This is a genomic window from Pseudomonas lurida (assembly GCF_013522705.1).
GTDB classification, from domain to species: Bacteria; Pseudomonadota; Gammaproteobacteria; order Pseudomonadales; family Pseudomonadaceae; genus Aquipseudomonas; species Aquipseudomonas quebecensis.
In genome coordinates this window covers 344,188-361,546 of sequence record NZ_JAAMRE010000001.1, presented here as the reverse complement: position 1 = coordinate 361,546, position 17,359 = coordinate 344,188, and the positions used below count along the sequence as shown (strand labels likewise).

Here is a 17,359-nt window from a genome sequence, read left to right as displayed (position 1 = left end):
TTGGTTACCTGTAATGCTTGATTAGCAAAAGCTGAGCCAGATCAGCCCAACAGCTCGCTCATGGCGATGATCTGCTCCGCCACCTGGATCAGTTTCTGCTGGCGGCTCATGGCCTGGCGGCGCATCAGGGTGTAGGCCTCTTCTTCATTGCAGCCTTTCATTTTCATCAGCATGCCCTTGGCCAGCTCGATGCGCTTGCGCTCGGCCAGTTGCTGGTCGCGTGCCTGCAACTGGGCGCGCAAGGCCTGGTCGCTTTCGAAGCGGGCCATGGCCACGTCGAGGATCGGTTGCAGACGCTGGGCCTGGATGCCCTCGACGATATAGGCGCTGACGCCGGACTTGATGGCCTGGCGCATCACCGTCGGGTCGTGTTCGTCGGTAAACATCACAATGGGTCGCGGTTGATCGCGACTCACCAGCACCACTTGCTCCATCACATCCCGCCCCGGTGACTCGGTATCGATCAGGATCACGTCCGGGCGCACTGTTTCGACGCGCGCCGGCAGGTCGATGATCAGGCCCGACTCGTCGATCACCTCGAAACCGGCCTCGATCAGCGCGGTGCGCAGGCGCCCGACCTTGCGTGGGGTGTCGTTGATCAACAGGATTCGCAGCATGGCCTTTCTCCTGTCAGCGCAAGGCTTGGCGGTTGGCGTCGCCGACCAGGGCGTGCAGGCGGAAGCTGCGCGCGTAACCCGCCGGGTCCGAACCGTCCCAGACCTTGCCGTCGATCAACTGGCTGCTGCGCATGTCCCGATCCCCGGCGGTAATGCCCAGTGCCGCGGCCGCCTGGCGATAGAGCGCCAGTTGCTGGACCTGGCGCGCCACGCCCAGGTAGTCCGGGTCTTCGCGCAGCAGCCCCCAGCGGCGAAATTGGGTCATGAACCACATGCCGTCGCAGAGGTAGGGCAGATTGACCCTGCCCTCGGCAAAAAAGCGCAGACCGTGGGGGTCCTGCCAGTGGTGGCCCAGGCCATCGTCGTAGGTCCCCAGCAGACGCGGCTCGATGCACTCGAGGGGCGCATCGAGGTAATCGCCGCCGCTGAGCAGCTGCGCGGTAGAGCGTCGGTTTTCGCGATTCTGTTCGATAAAGCGGCTGGCTTCCAGAATGGCCATCACCAAGACGCGCGCTGTATTGGGGTAATGGTCGACGAAGGCTTGGGTGCAGCCCAGTACCTTTTCAGGGTGATCCGGCCAGATCGCCTGGCTGGTGGCCAGTGTGAAGCCTTGATCCTGGGCGACGGCGCTGGCAGCCCAGGGCTCGCCCACGCAAAAGCCATCGATGCGTCCCGCTTGCAGATGCGCAACCATCTGCGGTGGCGGCACTACCACGCTTTCGACGTCCTGTAATGGATGAATGCCCTGGCTCGCCAGCCAGTAGTACAACCACATGGCATGGGTGCCGGTGGGAAATGTCTGAGCGAAGGTCAGTTTTGTGCGGCTTTGGTGCACGTGGCGCTCCAGCGCCTCAGGAGTGACCACCCCTTGTTGCTGCAGGCCGCGCGACAGGTTGATGCTCTGGCCATTCTGGTTCAGGCCCATCAGCACCGCCATGTCGGTGGGCGCCACGCCGCCGATGCCCAGGTGCACGGCGTAGATCAAGCCATACAGGCTATGGGCGGCATCCAATTCGCCGCTGACCAGCTTGTCCCGCAGGTTGGCCCAGGATGACTGGCGCTTGAGGTTAAGGGTCAAGCCGTAGGGTTGTGCAAAACCCTGGGTCGCCGCTACTACCAGCGAGGCGCAATCGCTCAGGGCCATGAACCCCAGGTCGAGGCTGCTCTTTTCCGGAGCGTCGCTGCCGCTGACCCACGCCAGCGCGTCGCTTATCGGGCGGTTGCCCACCGAATCGTTCATCCACACCTACCTTTTCTTTCAAAAAAAAGCGCCGTTCCCTCAGATGGCGATGCCGGCCATTGCGGGTAACGACGCCTTTGTCCGTAAGCCCGCTCCGCCATTGGCGCGCGCTTTGATACTGAGTCCATTAGCAAGGCACATGCCACGGGTGGGAAAGGGACTCGGCCGTCAACTTTTCATCAAGATTGAAAAGAGGTGGCCTCTCAGTATGGCCGCTTCTTTCGCCAGCTCCCGGGAGCCCCTACCGTGCCCGCTGCCTTCCTCCAAACCCCGCTATGCCGCTGGCTGTTGTGTGCCGTCCTGTGGCTGGGCCATGGCATGGCCTGGGGCGAAAGCTACCAGGCACTGGATGAGAGCCTGCATACCGTGTTCACTGCCTTGTCGGTGCCCATGGGCCTGCCGATTGTCGTGAGCCGCGAGGTGGCACGTAAGCGCTTGAGTGGTGTGCTTGATTTGGCAGCGCCGCAGCAGAGCCTGGAGAGGCTGGCGCAGCAGCAGGGCCTGATCTGGTACGGCGACGGGCAGGCGATCCATGTCTATGACGCTACTGAAGCGAAAAGCTCGGCGGTGGCATTGCGGCATCTTTCAATCGACAGGTTCCGCAGCCTCATGCGCCGCTCGGGGCTGGATGAAACGCGCTACCCCTTGCGTGCCAGCGGGGGGCGGACATTTTATGTGTCCGGCCCGCCCAACTACGTGGACCAGGTGCTGCGCCTGGCGCAACTGATGGACCGTCAGCGCGCGGATCTACGCGTGGGTAACCAGGCTTTTGGCGTCGTCCAGGTACTCAACACCCATGTCGCGGACCGTGAATACACAATGGGTGAACGCACGCTCCGGGTAGCGGGGATCGCGTCGACGATCGAGACCCTGCTGGCGGGTGAGCGCAAGGGCGTGCTTGCCGACAAGGCGCTCGTGGTGATCGCCTATGCGGACACCAACAGTCTGCTGATCAAAGGCAACCCTGCGCAGGTACGGTTCATCGAGCAACTGGTGACGGAGCTGGACACGCCCAAGCGAGCCATCGAGGTCTCGCTGTGGCTGGTCGATGTGGGCCGCGACGCATTGAGCACATTACGGCCGGCCTGGGCCGACAACAGCGAGGCCTCGACCAGCGCTGTGATGGAACCCCTGGAGGATAACCGCTTGATGGCCCGGCTTGCCGTGCTGGAGCGCCGTCGGCGCGCCAAGATGGTGGCGCTGCCGGTGATCCTCACGCAGGAAAATGTGCCGGCAGTGTTCAACGACAACCGCACGTTCCATTTGCCGCCCCTCGCCGACGATGCCGCCGGATGGAAGCCGGTGCCTTATGCGACCCAGGTCAGTGTGCTGCCGCGCTTCGCCGAGGCCAATGAGATCGAGATGCTGCTGGAGATCGAGGACGCTCGACCGATCAATGACCAGCGGCGCGGCAGCAAACCGGACGCGGTTGCGCGGATCGGGGTCAGCAGCGTGGTTCGTGTGCCCCACGGCAAGCGTCTGTGGTTGGCGGCGTTCCCGCGTGACTCGCGTGAGAGAGATCGCGGGCGGGCCTCGGCGCCCTCGGGTGAGGTGCGCCTGTTTGTGATTCAGGCGCGCGCCGTCGCAGGCGAGGAAAGAGGGGCGGCCGCCGCAGGTGGGCCGCCGCCATTGACCGCGGCGCAGTATGAGCGCGTGCAACGTGCGTTTGTGCGGCCGGGTCGCGATGTGTTCCCGTGAAATAAGGCGTTCAGTCATGCATCTGGAAATTCTTCTGCAGGAACAGTTGATCAGCCGCAGGCGCCTGGCCGCCTTTGCGCCGGGCAAGGTATTGCCGTTGGCGCCCGCGGTCATTCACTGCGTCGAGGTTCGGGTGAACGGCCAGTTGCTGGCGTTGGGTGAACTGGTGCAGTTGGAAGACCGCCTTGGGGTTGAACTGCACGAGGTGTATCAGGAGTGGGCGCCTGGTGGGGTTCGCTGAAGAAACGCCTTACAGGGCTGTTCCGGAAAACGCTGTATCTATGCGCTTTTTCCTAACGTGAGTTGCCGGACGGGTTTTTATAGTCGCTGTAGCGGCGCAAACGCCAGTCAAGGAATAAGGACTTCAATGTCAGTTGTCGGATGCCGAGGTAGATATGGTCGTCGTGAATGATGAGTTGGCGACGGTTTCCCTGGTCTTTGCGTGTTGGACGCTGCACGCCGATGGGCGCTTGAGCGGAGAGGGCGGTGATGTTCAGTTACCGCCCAAGGAGGGGCATGTCCTGCGGCTGCTGCTGGCTTCCGGTGGTGTGTTGATGACCAAGGATCGCCTGTTGGAGCTGGCCTGGCCCAAGGGCGAAGTGGCCGAGGAATCGCTGACGCGCTGCATCTATTCGTTGCGCAAGCATTTGGGTGTCGACAAAGCGTTTATCAAGACGATCTATGGCCGCGGTTACCGCTTCACGTGTCCGGTGAGGGTCCAGCGCGGCGGTCAGGGGCATAAGGAGCAGGTGTGTTCGGCCTGCGGCCGGGTCAACCATGGGTAGGTGCTGGGCCACGGTATTGTTGTTGGGGCTGTTATTCGGCAGTCGTCAAGCACAGGCGTATTGCTGGGAAGAGGTCGCCAGCCGTTACGATATCGAGCCGGAGTTGCTGCAGGCCATCGCGGCCGTCGAGTCGGGTTATCAAGCGGGGGCGATCAACCGCGCCAATGGCAACGGCACTTGGGATATCGGCCTGATGCAAATCAACAGCAGCCATTTGCCGCGCCTGCTCGCGCTGGGGATTACCGAGCAGCGGTTGTTGAGCGAGCCGTGCTTGTCGGTAGAGGTCGGGGCGTCGATCCTTGCCGAGTTTATCCAGCGTTTCGGCTACAACTGGACGGCGGTGGGTTCCTATAACGTGGGGCCGGGTGCGGGTCCGGAACGTGATGCGTTGCGCAGGCGCTATGCGGAAAAAATCTGGGCACGGTATGAGGCCCTGGTCATGCAGCGTTGATGTCGTTTGGCGCGGCACGCCTCGCCTGCGCACCGTCACCCCGGCTATAATCGCCGCCACCTTTCGCCGCCATCCGAGTCTAGCCCGCCCATGTATAACCTGGCCCGCCAGCTGTTGTTCAAACTTTCCCCGGAAACTTCCCACGATCTGTCTCTCGACCTGATCGGTGCCGGTGGCCGCCTGGGACTCAATGGCCTGGTCTGCAAGGCTGCGGCGAAAATGCCGGTCTCGGTGATGGGGCTGGACTTTCCCAACCCGGTCGGACTGGCTGCCGGCCTGGACAAGAACGGCGCGGCCATCGATGGCTTCGCCCAGCTCGGCTTCGGCTTTGTCGAGATCGGCACGGTGACGCCGCGACCGCAGCCGGGCAACCCCAAGCCCCGCATCTTCCGCCTGCCGGAAGCCGAGGCGATCATCAATCGCATGGGCTTCAACAACCTGGGCGTCGATCACCTGCTGGCCCGGGTTCAGGCCGCCAGGTACAACGGCATTCTCGGTATCAATATCGGCAAGAATTTCGACACGCCGGTCGAGCGTGCGGTCGATGACTACCTGATCTGCCTGGACAAGGTTTACGCCCACGCCAGCTATATCACCGTCAATGTCAGCTCGCCGAACACGCCGGGCCTGCGTAGCCTGCAGTTCGGTGACTCCCTCAAGCAATTGCTCGAAGCCCTGCGCCAGCGTCAGGAAGACTTGGCTGTGCGTCACGGCAAGCGGGTGCCGCTGGCGATCAAGATCGCACCGGACATGAGCGACGAAGAAACCGTGCTGGTGGCCCAGGCCCTGATGGATTCCGGAATGGACGCGGTGATCGCCACCAACACCACGCTCAGCCGGGTCGGCGTCGAAGGCCTGGCCCACGGTGATGAGGCCGGTGGCCTGTCGGGCGCGCCGGTGCGGGACAAGAGCACTCATATCGTCAAGGTACTGGCGGCGGAGCTGGCCGGGCGCTTGCCGATCATCGCCGTGGGCGGCATCACCGAAGGCCGGCACGCCGCCGAGAAGATCGCAGCGGGCGCGAGCCTTGTGCAGCTGTACTCCGGTTTTATCTACAAAGGCCCGGCCTTGATTCGCGAGTCCGTGGATGCGATCGCCGCGCTGCCGAAGAAGGCCTGAGAGCCGCCCATAAAAAAGGGCTCCTTCAAGGAGCCCCCTGGGCCGAAGCCCGCCGCCCGGATGGGGCGTGCATGGTAAGTCGTTACTGCTTCAAAGGTGATGTGTCGGAATTAAGTGCCCTGATTAGCCGACGGCGTGAAGTTCGTTGAGTCTGTGGATTCCCGCAGTGCCAGTCATACCGTCCCAGTTGTCGCCGCGTCCTTCTCGCCAGCCGTTGATCCAGGCTTGGCGTACCGACGGTAGAGTAAATGGGCAAAGCTCACGGGATTTGCCATGAACGCCATATTGATATCCGCGTAAAAACGCTCTTTCCAACGGATCACGCTTAAGTCTTCTCATAGGGTGTTTCCCTCACTTGTTGACTGTCTTGATATCCTTCGGCCTCGTCTGAGGCCGGGCAGAGTTTTTCTGCCGTTGGTGGGCTCGCTGCCGGCGTGGCGAGCCGATGTGTCGGCGTCGTTACGGCGCCAACCTGTGTTGAGTTCTAACCAATAGGTCACATGGATTCAATGATCGTTTTGTCATAAGCACGTAACGATAACGATGCTATAGCCATAAGCTGGGATGGCTTTACGCCCCATTTGTCTGGCAAAGCCAGCTATGATGCACCCCGCATAGAGGAAAGGTTTAATCCTTAAGTAAGAATGACCGTCTGTTGCAGTCGGTTATTATTCGACGAAGGGTCGGAATATTTCTTTTTGTTGCTGCACATCTTTATCTGCCCCGTCGATAAAGGCCCAAGGCCTGGCAGACGGGGTGGGACGGCACATTCGTGCCACGCGAGCACTCTTCAAGAAAAGTGCTTGATTGAAAACCGAGCCGGCGATGCGTCGCCCGTTCATTTATTGCTGAAAAGCCTGGAATGCCCCATGTCGGACCGTTTTGAACTCTTCCTCACTTGCCCCAAGGGCCTCGAAGGCCTGCTGATCGAGGAAGCCGTCGGGCTTGGCCTTGAGGAAGCCCGCGAGCACACCTCGGCCGTGCGCGGCATGGCCGACATGGAAACCGCCTACCGCCTATGCCTCTGGTCGCGCCTGGCCAACCGCGTGCTGCTGGTGCTCAAGCGCTTCCCCATGAAGGATGCCGAAGACCTGTACCACGGCGTGCTGGATATCGAGTGGGCCGATCACATGGTTTCCGATGGCACCCTCGCGGTGGAATTCAGCGGTCACGGCTCGGGCATCGACAACACCCATTTCGGCGCGCTGAAGGTCAAGGATGCGATTGTCGATAAACTGCGCACCCCAACCGGCGAACGCCCGTCCATCGACAAGATCAACCCGGACCTGCGCATCCATCTGCGCCTGGACCGTGGCGAAGCGATCCTGTCCCTCGACCTCTCCGGCCACAGTCTGCACCAGCGCGGTTATCGCCTGCAGCAGGGCGCGGCGCCGCTGAAGGAAAACCTGGCCGCCGCCATCCTGATCCGGGCCGGCTGGCCACGCATCGCTGCCGAAGGCGGCGCGCTGACCGACCCGATGTGCGGCGTGGGGACCTTCCTGGTGGAAGGCGCGATGATTGCCGCCGACATGGCGCCCAACCTCAACCGTGAACTGTGGGGCTTTACCACCTGGCTCGGCCACGTTCCGGCGTTGTGGAAAAAACTGCACGCCGAGGCCACCGAGCGCGCCGCGATCGGCATGAACAAAACGCCGCTGTGGATACGAGGCTACGAAGCCGACCCGCGGCTGATCCAGCCCGCGCGCAACAATATCGAGCGCGCCGGCCTGAGCCACTGGATCAAGGTGTACCAGGGCGAAGTCGGCACCTTCGAACCGCGCCCGGACCAGAACCAGAAAGGCCTGGTGATCTGCAACCCGCCCTATGGCGAGCGCCTGGGTGACGAAGCCAGCCTGTTGTACCTCTACCAGAACCTCGGCGAACGCCTGCGCCAGGCGTGCATGGGTTGGGAGGCGGCGGTGTTCACCGGCGCACCGGACCTGGGCAAGCGCATGGGTATCCGCAGCCACAAACAGTACTCATTCTGGAACGGCGCCTTGCCGTGCAAGTTGCTGCTGATCAAGGTCAACCCCGACCAGTTCGTCACCGGCGAGCGCCGCACCCCGGAGCAGCGCCAGGCCGAACGCGAGCAAGCCGCGTACGACCAGGCGCCGACCGAACCGCAAGAGCGCCAGTACAACAAGAACGGCAACCCGATCAAGCCGGCCCCGGCCCCCGTGGTCGAACAGGCGCGCTTGAGCGAAGGCGGGCAGATGTTCGCCAATCGCCTGCAAAAGAACCTTAAGTTGCTGGGCAAGTGGGCCAAGCGCGAAGGCGTGGATTGCTACCGTGTGTACGACGCCGACATGCCGGAATACTCCATGGCCATCGACCTGTACCACGATTGGGTGCACGTGCAGGAGTACGCCGCGCCGAAGTCCATCGACCCGGAAAAAGCCTCCGCGCGCATGTTCGATGCCCTGGCGGCCATTCCCCAGGCGCTGAATATCGATAAGAGCCGCGTGGTGGTCAAGCGTCGCGAGCGTCAGAGCGGCACCAAGCAGTACGAGCGCCAGAGCGCCCAGGGCAAGTTCACCGAGGTCAGCGAAGGTGGCGTAAAGCTGCTGGTCAACCTCACCGATTACCTGGACACCGGCCTGTTTCTCGACCACCGCCCGATGCGCATGCGGATTCAGAAGGAAGCGGCCGGTAAGCGCTTCCTCAACCTGTATTGCTACACCGCCACCGCCAGTGTGCACGCCGCCAAGGGCGGTGCGCGCAGCACCACCAGTGTCGACCTGTCCAAGACTTATCTGGACTGGGCGCGCCGCAATTTCTCCCTCAACGGTTTCTCCGACAAGAACCGCCTGGAGCAGGGCGATGTGATGGCGTGGCTGGAAGCCAGTCGCGATGAATTCGACCTGATCTTCATCGACCCGCCGACCTTCTCCAACTCCAAGCGCATGGAAGGCATCTTCGACGTGCAGCGCGACCACGTGCAGTTGCTGGACCTGGCCATGGCCCGTCTGGCGCCGGGCGGCGTGTTGTACTTCTCCAACAACTTCCGCAAGTTCCAGCTGGAAGACAACCTCAGCGAACGCTACGCGGTCGAGGAAATCAGCGACAAGACCATCGACCCGGATTTTGCGCGCAATGCCAAGATCCACCGGGCCTGGAAAATCACCGCCCGCTGACGGTTGCACAAAAAAGCCGCAAGCCAGGATATTCAGGGCTTGCGGCTTTTTTGCGCTGGTCAAACCATGGGCCGATAGCTATAACTTAAGGCCTAGCCAAAGTGACACCCCCCCCCGCACGCTGGCGTTGTGAGTGTTGCCTATGCCGTTGCAAGCCGTTCGCCCGAAAATCCTAGGCTTTATCAGTGAGCAGGCGTCGGCTTGGCTGGTGGCATTGGTGGTGCTGTTGGCCGGTTGCACCTTGACGGGTATCGTCGCCTGGGCCACTCACGACCTGTATCAGCAGCAGGTGCGCCAACGCTTTCAATTGCTGGTCAACGAACGCTATACCCGCCTGCAGGAGCGTTTCGAGGATCAGGAGCAGCGCCTTAACAGCCTGCGGCGTTTCTTTATCAATTCCCAGCAAGTGTCTCGCGAAGAATTCGACGGGTTCACCCAGCCCTTGCTGCTGCGCGCCCGCGCCTACGCCTGGGCGCCGCGGGTGTTTCGCGAGCAGCGCAGCGAGTTCGAACGCCAGGTCTCCCACGATCGCGGTGTGGACTTTGTTATCCGTGAATTGAACACGGCGGGCGAGTTGGCCCCGGCGCCGCAACGCGATGAATACGTGCCGGTGCTCTACAGCCAGACCCAGAGCCTGTTGGGTTCACCGCTGGGTTTTGATCTGCTCGCCCAGCCGCTGCGGCGCGCGACCCTTGAGCGCGCGCAAAAAAGTGGCAGGCTGGCGGTGTCGCAGCCCATGCAACTGGTGGGGGTGGAGCCGGCGTATGCCGCCGGGGTTTTGCTGGTAGCGCCGGTAAGCAACCAGGCGGGCAACGACCCACCCTACGGCTATGTGATGGCGGTGATCAGCATGCGCCAGTTGGTGGCCGACGGCTTGCCCAAGTCGCCACGCGACAACCTCGTCATGCAGATTGTGGATACATCCGATGTGCAACAACGCGTCCTGTATGAATCGAACAATGTCGTGGCCGACAGCCCTCTCGTCGGGGCCCGTCGTCTGACCCTGGGCGATCATGTCTATGCCCTGACCCTGCGCCCGAGCAAAGTGTTCGAACTGGCCAACCATTCCTCGTTGAGCGCCATCCTGATCATGGGCGGCTTGCTCAGCCTGTTGCTCAGCGCCTTGCTCTACGTGCTCGTGAGCCAACGCCAGCGTGCCTTGAAGCTGGTGGAGCAGCGCACTGTGCAGTTGCGTCTGCGCGAGCAGGAGCTGCGCGGCGCACACGGCCAATTGCGCAGTGTGCTGAACGCGGCCACCCAGGTCGCGATCATTGCCACCGACCTGCGCGGTGTCATCAATACCTTCAACGCCGGCGCTGAAAAGATGCTCGGTTTTGCCGCCGATCAGGTGGTGGGCAAGCTGACCCTGGAGAGCCTGCACCTGGCGACGGAGCTGGAAATGCGTTCCGCCAAGTTGGGCGTGGCCTTGGGTAAGCGCATCCCCGCGAGCCAGGCCATGCTGGTCGAAAGCCCCGACAGCCTGCACGAAGCCCGCGAGTGGACTTTGATCCGCGAGGACGGCAGCCCGTTGAACGTGAATATGCTCGGCACTGTGCTGCTCGATGACCATGGCTTGTGGGTGGGGCACCTGGCGATCTACCTGGACGTTACCGAACAGAAGCGCGCCTACGAAGCACTGGCTGCACGGGATCGCCTGCTGAAAAAACTCAGTGCCCATGTGCCCGGCGGCATCTTCCAGTTCACCCTGGAGCCTCAGGACAATTGGCGCTTCATCTATGCCAGCGACGGGATGCGCGATATCTACGAAATCGAAACCGGGTTGTTGCAGCAGGATGCCAAGCGCGTATTCGAGCGCATCCATCCGCTGGACGTGGAGCGGGTGCGCGCCTCGGTGCGCTTGTCGGCCCTGCAGTTGAGCCATTGGCGCGAGGAGTACCGGGTGTTGCTGCCGCAACGCGGCCTGCGCTGGATTCGCGGCGAGGCCACCCCGGAAGAGTTACCTGGCGGCGGTACGCTGTGGCACGGGTATGTGTCGGATATTTCCGATCTCAAACGAGTGGAGGAGGAGTTGCGGGCCTTGTCCATCACCGACTCGCTGACCGGTATTCACAACCGGCGCTACTTCCAGGATCGCTTGCGCGCCGAAATCGCCAGGCTCAATCGAACCCACGGGGCACTGTCGGTGATCATGCTGGATATCGATCACTTCAAACGCATCAACGATAAGCACGGCCATGCGGTGGGTGACGCAGTGCTGCAGGAGTTATGCGCGCGCATCAGCCAGCGTCTACGCCGCACCGACGTGTTCTGCCGTCTGGGCGGGGAGGAGTTCATGGTGCTGTGCCCTACCACCGATGCCGAACAGGCCTACACCCTGGCAACGGATTTGTGGCAGTCGTTGCGCACCGCGCCGATGGATCCGGTGGGCGTTGTCACCGCCAGCTTTGGTGTGGCCAGCTGGCGGGGCGATGAAGGCGTCGATGGGCTGCTGCTGCGCGCCGACTCGGCGGTGTATGTGGCCAAGCAGGCGGGCAGGGACCGGGTTGAGGCCGAGAGGGCGCGGGCTTGAAGGCATGTGGCAGAGGTGTCTACACCTGTCTTAATGGTTCACCGCAACAAGCCCCCCTCAGGCTAACGCTGTTTTAGAGCACCGGCGCCGCCGCCGTCAGTTTTGGCTGGCGGTACAGGTCCAGCAGGACCTGGTCGAGTACCGACGAAGCGCCCCATGGCTTGGGATCGTTGAGGATCGCCACCACCACCCAGGTGTTGCCGTTGTTGTCACGGCTGAACCCGGCGATGGCGCGCACGGTGTTCAACGTGCCCGTCTTGACGTGCGCCTCGCCGCGCATGGCGGTCGTCTTCAAGCGCTTGCGCATGGTGCCATCGGTGCCGGCGATAGGCATCGAGCTGATGTATTCCGCCGCATACGGGCTCTTCCAGGCTGCCTGCAGCATGGCTGCCATTTCACGGGCGCTGACCCGTTCGGCGCGCGACAGGCCGGAGCCGTTCTCCATCACCAGGTGCGGCGCGGTGATGCCTTTTTTCGCCAGCCACTGGCGCACCACGCGCTGCGCGGCCTTGGCATCGTCGCCGTCGGCATCATTGCGGAACTGCGCGCCCAGACTCAGGAACAACTGCTGGGCCATGGTGTTGTTACTGTATTTGTTGATGTCGCGGATGATTTCCGCCAGGTCCGGCGAGAACGCGCGGGCCAGCACCTTGGCATCCTTGGGCACCTGCGCCTGGATATCGCGGCCCTGGATGCTGCCGCCCAGCTCCTTCCAGATTGCCCGCACTGCGCCGGCGGTATAGGTGGCGTGGTCGAGCAGCGACAGGTACGTCTGTGAACTGCAGCCGTCGGCCAGTTGGCCACTGACGGTCACGGTCACGCTGCCATCGGCGGCGGTCACCGGGTTGTAGCGCACATCCCCGGTGCATTGCTTGGCGTTGGAAACCTTGACCTGATTGTCGATACGAATGCTCGCAATCGGCGGCTCCACCGAAACCAGCACCCGGCCGCCATCATTGCGTGTCACGAAACGCAAGGCCTTGAGGTTGACCAGCAAGGCATCGGGCTTGACCAGGAATGGCTTGTTTTCGTCGTTGCCATCGTCGTTGAACTCCGGCAATTGCGGCGGAATAAAGAAGCCGCGGTCCAGCACCAGGTCGCCGGTAACCTGCTGCACACCGTTGGCGCGCAGATCGCGCATCAGCAACCAGAGTTTTTCCATGTTCAGCTTGGGATCACCCCCGCCCTTGAGGTACAGGTTGCCATGCAATACGCCACCGCTGAGGGTGCCGTCGGTGTAGAACTCGGTTTTCCACTGATGGTTGGGGCCGAGCATTTCCAGGGCCGCGTAGGTGGTGACCAGCTTCATGGTGGAGGCCGGGTTCACCGACACGTCGGCGTTGAACACGGTCGGCGTGCCCGGACCGTTGAGCGGCAGCATAACCAGGGATAACGCAGTATTTTGCAGTTTGGCTTTTTGCAGGGCCTGCGCGACGTTGGGCGGCAGGGTGGTATTGATCGGGGCGGCGGTGACGGAAAAGGCCAGTGGCAAAAGAAAACCGGCCAGTAACAGGGGACGCAAAGATTTGATCATAAAGAGTAAAACCCTACTGCTGAGGGAGGGTGAAAAAGGCGAGGGGACAATAAGAAAAATCCCTCAATGGTCATGAAAGTGTCGGCATTATGCCCCAAGGCGGGCGTATTTGTAGCTGAACGATAGCTGGAAATCGGCGTTTTTTTTCCAGCAGAATGCCGCCTGTCCCAGAGAGTCGGGCAATCGTCGCCTTAAACTGCTAAAGTGCCGGCCGTTATTACTTAAGAGGACTGTTCCAATGGCGACTAACCGTTCCCAGCGTCTGCGCAAAAAACTGTGCGTTGATGAATTTCAAGAGCTGGGTTTCGAACTGAACCTGGACTTCAAAGAAGGCCTGAGTGAAGAAGCTATCGACGCTTTCCTCGAAGCATTCATCAAAGAAGCCATGGAAGCCAACGGTCTGGGCTACGTCGGCGGCGATGACTACGGTCTGGTTTGCCTGCAGAAGCGTGGCTCGGTTTCCGAAGAGCAGCGCGCTGCCGTTGAAGCCTGGCTGAAAACCCGTTCCGAGCTGACCAAGGCTGAAGTCAGCCCGCTGCTGGACGTGTGGTATCCGGAAAAGCCGATCAATTCCAAGAATTGAAGCGGTAAGTTACAAGCTTCAAGCCGCAAGCTCATGTGGCTTGAAGCTTGAAGCTTGAAGCTTGAAGCTTGAAGCTTGAAGCTTGAAGCTTGCAGCTAACCCCTACCTCCGCCCATTCAGAATCAGCAGCGTCAACACCCCCGCCACAATCCCCCAGAACGCCGAGCCGATGGAAAACAGCGTCAAGCCTGACGCGGTGACCATGAAGGTGATCAGCGCCGCTTCCCTCTCCCTGGGTTCATTCATCGCAATGCTCAAGCCGTTGATGATCGAGCCGAACAACGCCAACGCCGCAATCGACAGCACCAGTTCCTTGGGCAACGCTGCGAACAACGCCGCCAATGTCGCGCCGAACACACCGGCGATGCCGTAGAACACGCCGCACCAGACCGCCGCCGTGTAACGTTTGTTACGGTCCTCGTGGGCGTGAGGCCCGGTGCAGATGGCCGCGCTGATCGCCGCCAGGTTGATGCCGTGGGAGCCGAACGGCGACAGCACCAACGAGGCCAGGCCGGTGGCGGTGATCAGCGGCGAGGCCGGCACGTTGTAGCCATCGGCGCGTAACACCGCCACGCCCGGCATGTTCTGCGAGGTCATCGCCACCACAAACAGCGGAATGCCGATGCTGATGGTGGCCGCCAGCGAGAAGTGCGGCGTGGTCCACACCGGCGTGGCGACTTCCAACTCAAACCCGCTGAAGTCCAGCAGCCCCATCGCCCCCGACAGCAGGGTGCCGATGATCAGCGCGGCGAGCACGGCATAGCGCGGCGACAGGCGTTTGATGATCAGGTAGGTGAAGAACATCCCCAGCACCAGGCCGGTGCGATGCTGGGCGGCGACGAAAATCTCGCTGCCGATCTTGAACAGAATGCCGGCCAGCAACGCCGCCGCCAGTGACGCTGGAATACGCTTGACCAGTTTTTCAAAGCTGCCGGTCAAGCCGCACAGCGTCACCAGCACCGCACAGGTGATGTAAGCGCCAATGGCTTCACCGTAGCTCACGCCGCCCAGACTGGTGATCAACAGCGCCGCGCCGGGAGTGGACCAGGCGATGGTGATCGGCGTGCGGTAACGCAGGGACAGGCCGATGCTGCACACCGCCATGCCGATGGAGATCGCCCAGATCCATGAAGAGATCAGCGCCGTAGTCAATCCGGCGGCCTGCCCGGCCTGGAACATCAGTACCAGAGAACTGGTGTAGCCGGTCATCATCGCGATAAAACCGGCGACAACGGCCGATGGGGAAGTGTCCGCCAGCGGGCGCAGGCGCGCTTGGGTGGCTTCGGTCATGGAAAGGTGTTCCTTTTACCTGGGTTTGGCCGGTGGAGGTGCGGATTCAAGCCTAAACTCAAACGCTGATACCCATTGCAATACAGCCGGCGGCGCAAACAGCCGTACAGTGTGTTGGCTCATTGGGTTGTGTACAATGTGCCCTGTTTTTAGCGGATACTTGCCAGCGACCCGCTGTTGCCGTATTACCGATAATTCGCCGCCGTTCTCCAAACCCGAGTGCCCATGAACGAACAGTTGCAACCTCTCAAGAAACAACCGCGTGCCGGCAAGGCCGGTCGCAGCGGAACCCAGGACGATATCGTCTACGCGCATATTTTCGAGGCCATCCTTGAACAACGCCTGGCACCCGGCACTAAATTGAGCGAAGAGGCACTGGGCGAAATCTTTGGCGTAAGCCGCACCATCATTCGTCGCGCCCTGTCGCGACTGGCCCATGAAGGCGTGGTGTTGCTGCGGCCCAATCGCGGCGCGGTGGTGGCCAGCCCGAGCGTGGAAGAAGCGCGCCAAGTGTTCCTGGCCCGGCGGCTGGTGGAGCGAGCGATTACCGAATTGGCGGTGCAGCACGCCACCGCCGAGCAACTGGCCGAGTTGCGCCAGATGGTCAACGACGAGCGCGACAGCTTTTCCCGTGGCGATCGCGGTGCCGGTATCCGCCTCTCCGGCGAATTCCACCTCAAGCTGGCCGAAGCGGCGAAGAACGCACCGCTGATCAGCTTCCAGCGCAGCCTGGTGTCCCAGACCTCGCTGATTATCGCCCAGTACGAAAGCGGTAACCGTTCCCACTGTTCCTACGATGAACACACGCAGTTGATCGATGCGATCGAAGCCCGCGACGCGGTATTGGCGGTGAACCTGATGATGCATCACATGGATCACATCGACAGCAAGCTCAACCTCGACGAAGAGAGCGCGTCGGATGATCTGCATGCGGTGTTCTCGCATCTGTTGCAGACCAAAAAGCCTGGGCGTTCCTCGATAAAGCTGTAATTTTCCTGATGTGCCAGGGACAAAATGTGGGAGGGGGCAAGCCCCCTCCCACATTGTTTTTGTGCTGTGGCCGAGATCAGCGCTGGTGCACCAGTTGGCCGGCGGCATAGGTCTGCAGCACCGCCCGGTCATCCCCCAGGGTCATCAATACAAATAACGTCTCGTCGATGCTGTTGGACTGCTTCAGGCGGTAGCTGAGCAGTGGTGTGGCGTTGTAGTCCAGCACCAGGAAGTCCGCGTCCGTGCCCGGCTGCAACGTGCCGATTTTGTCTTCCAGGCGCAGCGCCCGTGCACCGCCCAGGGTGGCCAGGTACAGCGATTTGAACGGGCTCAACCGCGCGCCCTGCAACTGCATGACCTTGTAGGCTTCGTTAAGGGTTTGCAGCAGCGAGAAACTGGTGCCGCCTCCCACATCGGTGCCCAGGCCAACGTTCAGTTTGTGCTTCTCGGCCATCGGCAAGTTGAACAGGCCGCTGCCCAGGAACAGGTTCGAGGTCGGGCAAAAGGCGACTGCCGAGCCGGTTTGCGCCAGCCGTGCGCATTCGTCGTCGCACAGGTGCACGCCGTGGGCAAACACCGAGCGCTCGCCCAGCAGCTGGTAATGGTCGTACACGTCCAGGTAGCCGCTGCGCTCCGGGAATAGTTCTTTCACCCACTGCACTTCCTGCAGGTTCTCGCTGATGTGGGTCTGCATATACAGATCCGGATATTCCCCCAGCAGCTGCCCGGCCAGTGTCAATTGCTCCGGCGTGCTGGTAGGGGCGAAGCGTGGCGTGACCGCGTAATGCAGGCGGCCTTTGCCGTGCCAGCGCTCAATCAGGGTTTTGCTGTCCTGATAGCTGGACTCGGGCGTGTCGGTCAGATAATCCGGGGCGTTGCGGTCCATCATCACCTTGCCGGCGATCATGCGCAGGTCGAGCTTCTCGGCTGCTTCGAAAAACGCGTTCACCGATTGTGGGTGCACGCTGCCGAACACCAATGCGGTGGTGGTGCCGTTGCGCAGCAGTTCCTTGATGAAAATATCCGCTACTTGCTCGGCGTGGGCCTTATCGGCGAATTGGCTTTCGCAGGGGAAGGTGTACGTGTTGAGCCAATCCAGCAACTGTTCGCCATAAGCGCCAACCATGCCGGTCTGCGGCAAATGGATATGGGTGTCGATCAGGCCGGGGGTGATCAACGCGTCCTGGTAATGGGTCACGTCGATATCGGCCGGCAGCGTCGGCAGCAAGTCGCCGGCGTGCCCGACGGCGCTGATGCGGCCGTTGTCGATCACCAGCAGGCCGTCTTCGAAATACTCATAGGAGGCTTCGATCCCCACCTCGGCGGGGTCGGCGATGCTGTGCAGGATGGCGGCGCGGTAGGCTTTGCGAGTCAAAGGCATGGTGGTC

General features: G+C 61.7%; 15 protein-coding genes. 9 read left to right on the top strand and 6 right to left on the bottom strand.

Annotated elements, in window-relative coordinates:
* Positions 1 to 41 precede the first annotated feature (41 nt).
* Both G7025_RS01590 and G7025_RS01585 read right to left on the bottom strand, forming a co-directional pair.
* A complete protein-coding gene (locus G7025_RS01590) occupies positions 42 to 617 on the bottom strand; it encodes an ANTAR domain-containing response regulator (protein ID WP_181076139.1) in 576 nt (191 codons plus the stop codon).
* A 13-nt stretch (positions 618 to 630) separates the two neighbouring features.
* Positions 631 to 1,857, bottom strand: a complete 1,227-nt coding sequence (locus G7025_RS01585; RefSeq protein WP_181076137.1) for a CmpA/NrtA family ABC transporter substrate-binding protein — start codon at positions 1,855 to 1,857, stop codon at positions 631 to 633.
* A gap of 246 nt (positions 1,858 to 2,103) precedes the next feature.
* On the opposite strand from G7025_RS01585, the gene sctC reads away from it, so the two are divergent.
* The 5 genes from sctC (at position 2,104) to G7025_RS01560 (ending at position 5,910) form a co-directional block, all read left to right on the top strand.
* Positions 2,104 to 3,555, top strand: coding sequence for a type III secretion system outer membrane ring subunit SctC (gene sctC, locus G7025_RS01580; RefSeq protein ID WP_375139318.1), 1,452 nt, complete (start codon positions 2,104 to 2,106; stop codon positions 3,553 to 3,555).
* On the top strand, positions 3,542 to 3,796 hold the full coding sequence (locus tag G7025_RS01575; protein ID WP_181076135.1) for a FliM/FliN family flagellar motor switch protein: 255 nt from the start codon (positions 3,542 to 3,544) through the stop codon (positions 3,794 to 3,796). Before sctC ends, G7025_RS01575 begins: the two co-directional genes overlap by 14 nt.
* A 154-nt stretch (positions 3,797 to 3,950) precedes the next feature.
* A complete protein-coding gene (locus tag G7025_RS01570) occupies positions 3,951 to 4,340 on the top strand; it encodes a winged helix-turn-helix domain-containing protein (protein WP_181076133.1) in 390 nt (129 codons plus the stop codon).
* Entirely contained in the window at positions 4,333 to 4,791 is a 459-nt protein-coding gene (locus G7025_RS01565; protein ID WP_181076131.1) for a transglycosylase SLT domain-containing protein, read from the top strand. Before G7025_RS01570 ends, G7025_RS01565 begins: the two co-directional genes overlap by 8 nt.
* 90 nt (positions 4,792 to 4,881) lie before the next feature.
* Positions 4,882 to 5,910: a quinone-dependent dihydroorotate dehydrogenase gene (locus tag G7025_RS01560; RefSeq protein ID WP_181076129.1), complete on the top strand. Its 1,029-nt coding sequence runs from the start codon at positions 4,882 to 4,884 to the stop codon at positions 5,908 to 5,910.
* Positions 5,911 to 6,033: 123 nt separating this feature from the next.
* On the opposite strand, the gene rmf is transcribed toward G7025_RS01560, so the two are convergent.
* Complete coding sequence (rmf, locus tag G7025_RS01555; RefSeq protein ID WP_002553055.1) at positions 6,034 to 6,249, bottom strand: ribosome modulation factor; 216 nt, start codon at positions 6,247 to 6,249, stop codon at positions 6,034 to 6,036.
* A gap of 530 nt (positions 6,250 to 6,779) precedes the next feature.
* Here rmf and rlmKL point away from each other — a divergent pair.
* On the top strand, positions 6,780 to 9,044 hold the full coding sequence (gene rlmKL / locus G7025_RS01550) for a bifunctional 23S rRNA (guanine(2069)-N(7))-methyltransferase RlmK/23S rRNA (guanine(2445)-N(2))-methyltransferase RlmL (protein ID WP_181076127.1): 2,265 nt from the start codon (positions 6,780 to 6,782) through the stop codon (positions 9,042 to 9,044).
* 142 nt (positions 9,045 to 9,186) lie between these two features.
* Positions 9,187 to 11,574 (top strand): sensor domain-containing diguanylate cyclase, encoded by a 2,388-nt coding sequence (locus tag G7025_RS01545; protein ID WP_181076125.1) that lies wholly within the window; start codon positions 9,187 to 9,189, stop codon positions 11,572 to 11,574.
* Positions 11,575 to 11,647: 73 nt separating this feature from the next.
* Here the strand turns inward: G7025_RS01545 and dacB are convergent, their stop codons facing one another.
* The gene (gene dacB, locus G7025_RS01540; RefSeq protein WP_181076123.1) at positions 11,648 to 13,108 is read right to left on the bottom strand and encodes a D-alanyl-D-alanine carboxypeptidase/D-alanyl-D-alanine endopeptidase; all 1,461 of its coding nucleotides are present in this window, start codon (positions 13,106 to 13,108) and stop codon (positions 11,648 to 11,650) included.
* A gap of 238 nt (positions 13,109 to 13,346) precedes the next feature.
* On the opposite strand from dacB, the gene G7025_RS01535 reads away from it, so the two are divergent.
* The gene (locus G7025_RS01535; protein WP_090400317.1) at positions 13,347 to 13,691 is read left to right on the top strand and encodes a YggL family protein; all 345 of its coding nucleotides are present in this window, start codon (positions 13,347 to 13,349) and stop codon (positions 13,689 to 13,691) included.
* 102 nt (positions 13,692 to 13,793) lie between these two features.
* Here the strand turns inward: G7025_RS01535 and G7025_RS01530 are convergent, their stop codons facing one another.
* Complete coding sequence (locus tag G7025_RS01530; protein WP_181076121.1) at positions 13,794 to 14,981, bottom strand: benzoate/H(+) symporter BenE family transporter; 1,188 nt, start codon at positions 14,979 to 14,981, stop codon at positions 13,794 to 13,796.
* A gap of 225 nt (positions 14,982 to 15,206) precedes the next feature.
* Between G7025_RS01530 and G7025_RS01525 the strand changes: the two genes are divergently transcribed.
* On the top strand, positions 15,207 to 15,971 hold the full coding sequence (locus G7025_RS01525) for a GntR family transcriptional regulator (RefSeq protein ID WP_016979279.1): 765 nt from the start codon (positions 15,207 to 15,209) through the stop codon (positions 15,969 to 15,971).
* Positions 15,972 to 16,047: 76 nt separating this feature from the next.
* Here G7025_RS01525 and guaD read toward each other — a convergent pair whose 3' ends face one another.
* A complete protein-coding gene (gene guaD / locus G7025_RS01520; protein ID WP_181076119.1) occupies positions 16,048 to 17,352 on the bottom strand; it encodes a guanine deaminase in 1,305 nt (434 codons plus the stop codon).
* Positions 17,353 to 17,359: the final 7 nt, after the last annotated feature.

Coding starts and splice junctions, on each gene's coding strand:
- G7025_RS01590 (WP_181076139.1), bottom strand. CDS start 617: ATGCTGCGAATCCTGTTGATCAACGACACCCCACGCAAGGTCGGGCGC.
- G7025_RS01585 (WP_181076137.1), bottom strand. CDS start 1,857: ATGAACGATTCGGTGGGCAACCGCCCGATAAGCGACGCGCTGGCGTGG.
- G7025_RS01575 (WP_181076135.1), top strand. CDS start 3,542: ATGTGTTCCCGTGAAATAAGGCGTTCAGTCATGCATCTGGAAATTCTT.
- G7025_RS01570 (WP_181076133.1), top strand. CDS start 3,951: ATGGTCGTCGTGAATGATGAGTTGGCGACGGTTTCCCTGGTCTTTGCG.
- G7025_RS01565 (WP_181076131.1), top strand. CDS start 4,333: ATGGGTAGGTGCTGGGCCACGGTATTGTTGTTGGGGCTGTTATTCGGC.
- G7025_RS01560 (WP_181076129.1), top strand. CDS start 4,882: ATGTATAACCTGGCCCGCCAGCTGTTGTTCAAACTTTCCCCGGAAACT.
- rmf (WP_002553055.1), bottom strand. CDS start 6,249: ATGAGAAGACTTAAGCGTGATCCGTTGGAAAGAGCGTTTTTACGCGGA.
- rlmKL (WP_181076127.1), top strand. CDS start 6,780: ATGTCGGACCGTTTTGAACTCTTCCTCACTTGCCCCAAGGGCCTCGAA.
- G7025_RS01545 (WP_181076125.1), top strand. CDS start 9,187: ATGCCGTTGCAAGCCGTTCGCCCGAAAATCCTAGGCTTTATCAGTGAG.
- dacB (WP_181076123.1), bottom strand. CDS start 13,108: ATGATCAAATCTTTGCGTCCCCTGTTACTGGCCGGTTTTCTTTTGCCA.
- G7025_RS01535 (WP_090400317.1), top strand. CDS start 13,347: ATGGCGACTAACCGTTCCCAGCGTCTGCGCAAAAAACTGTGCGTTGAT.
- G7025_RS01530 (WP_181076121.1), bottom strand. CDS start 14,981: ATGACCGAAGCCACCCAAGCGCGCCTGCGCCCGCTGGCGGACACTTCC.
- G7025_RS01525 (WP_016979279.1), top strand. CDS start 15,207: ATGAACGAACAGTTGCAACCTCTCAAGAAACAACCGCGTGCCGGCAAG.
- guaD (WP_181076119.1), bottom strand. CDS start 17,352: ATGCCTTTGACTCGCAAAGCCTACCGCGCCGCCATCCTGCACAGCATC.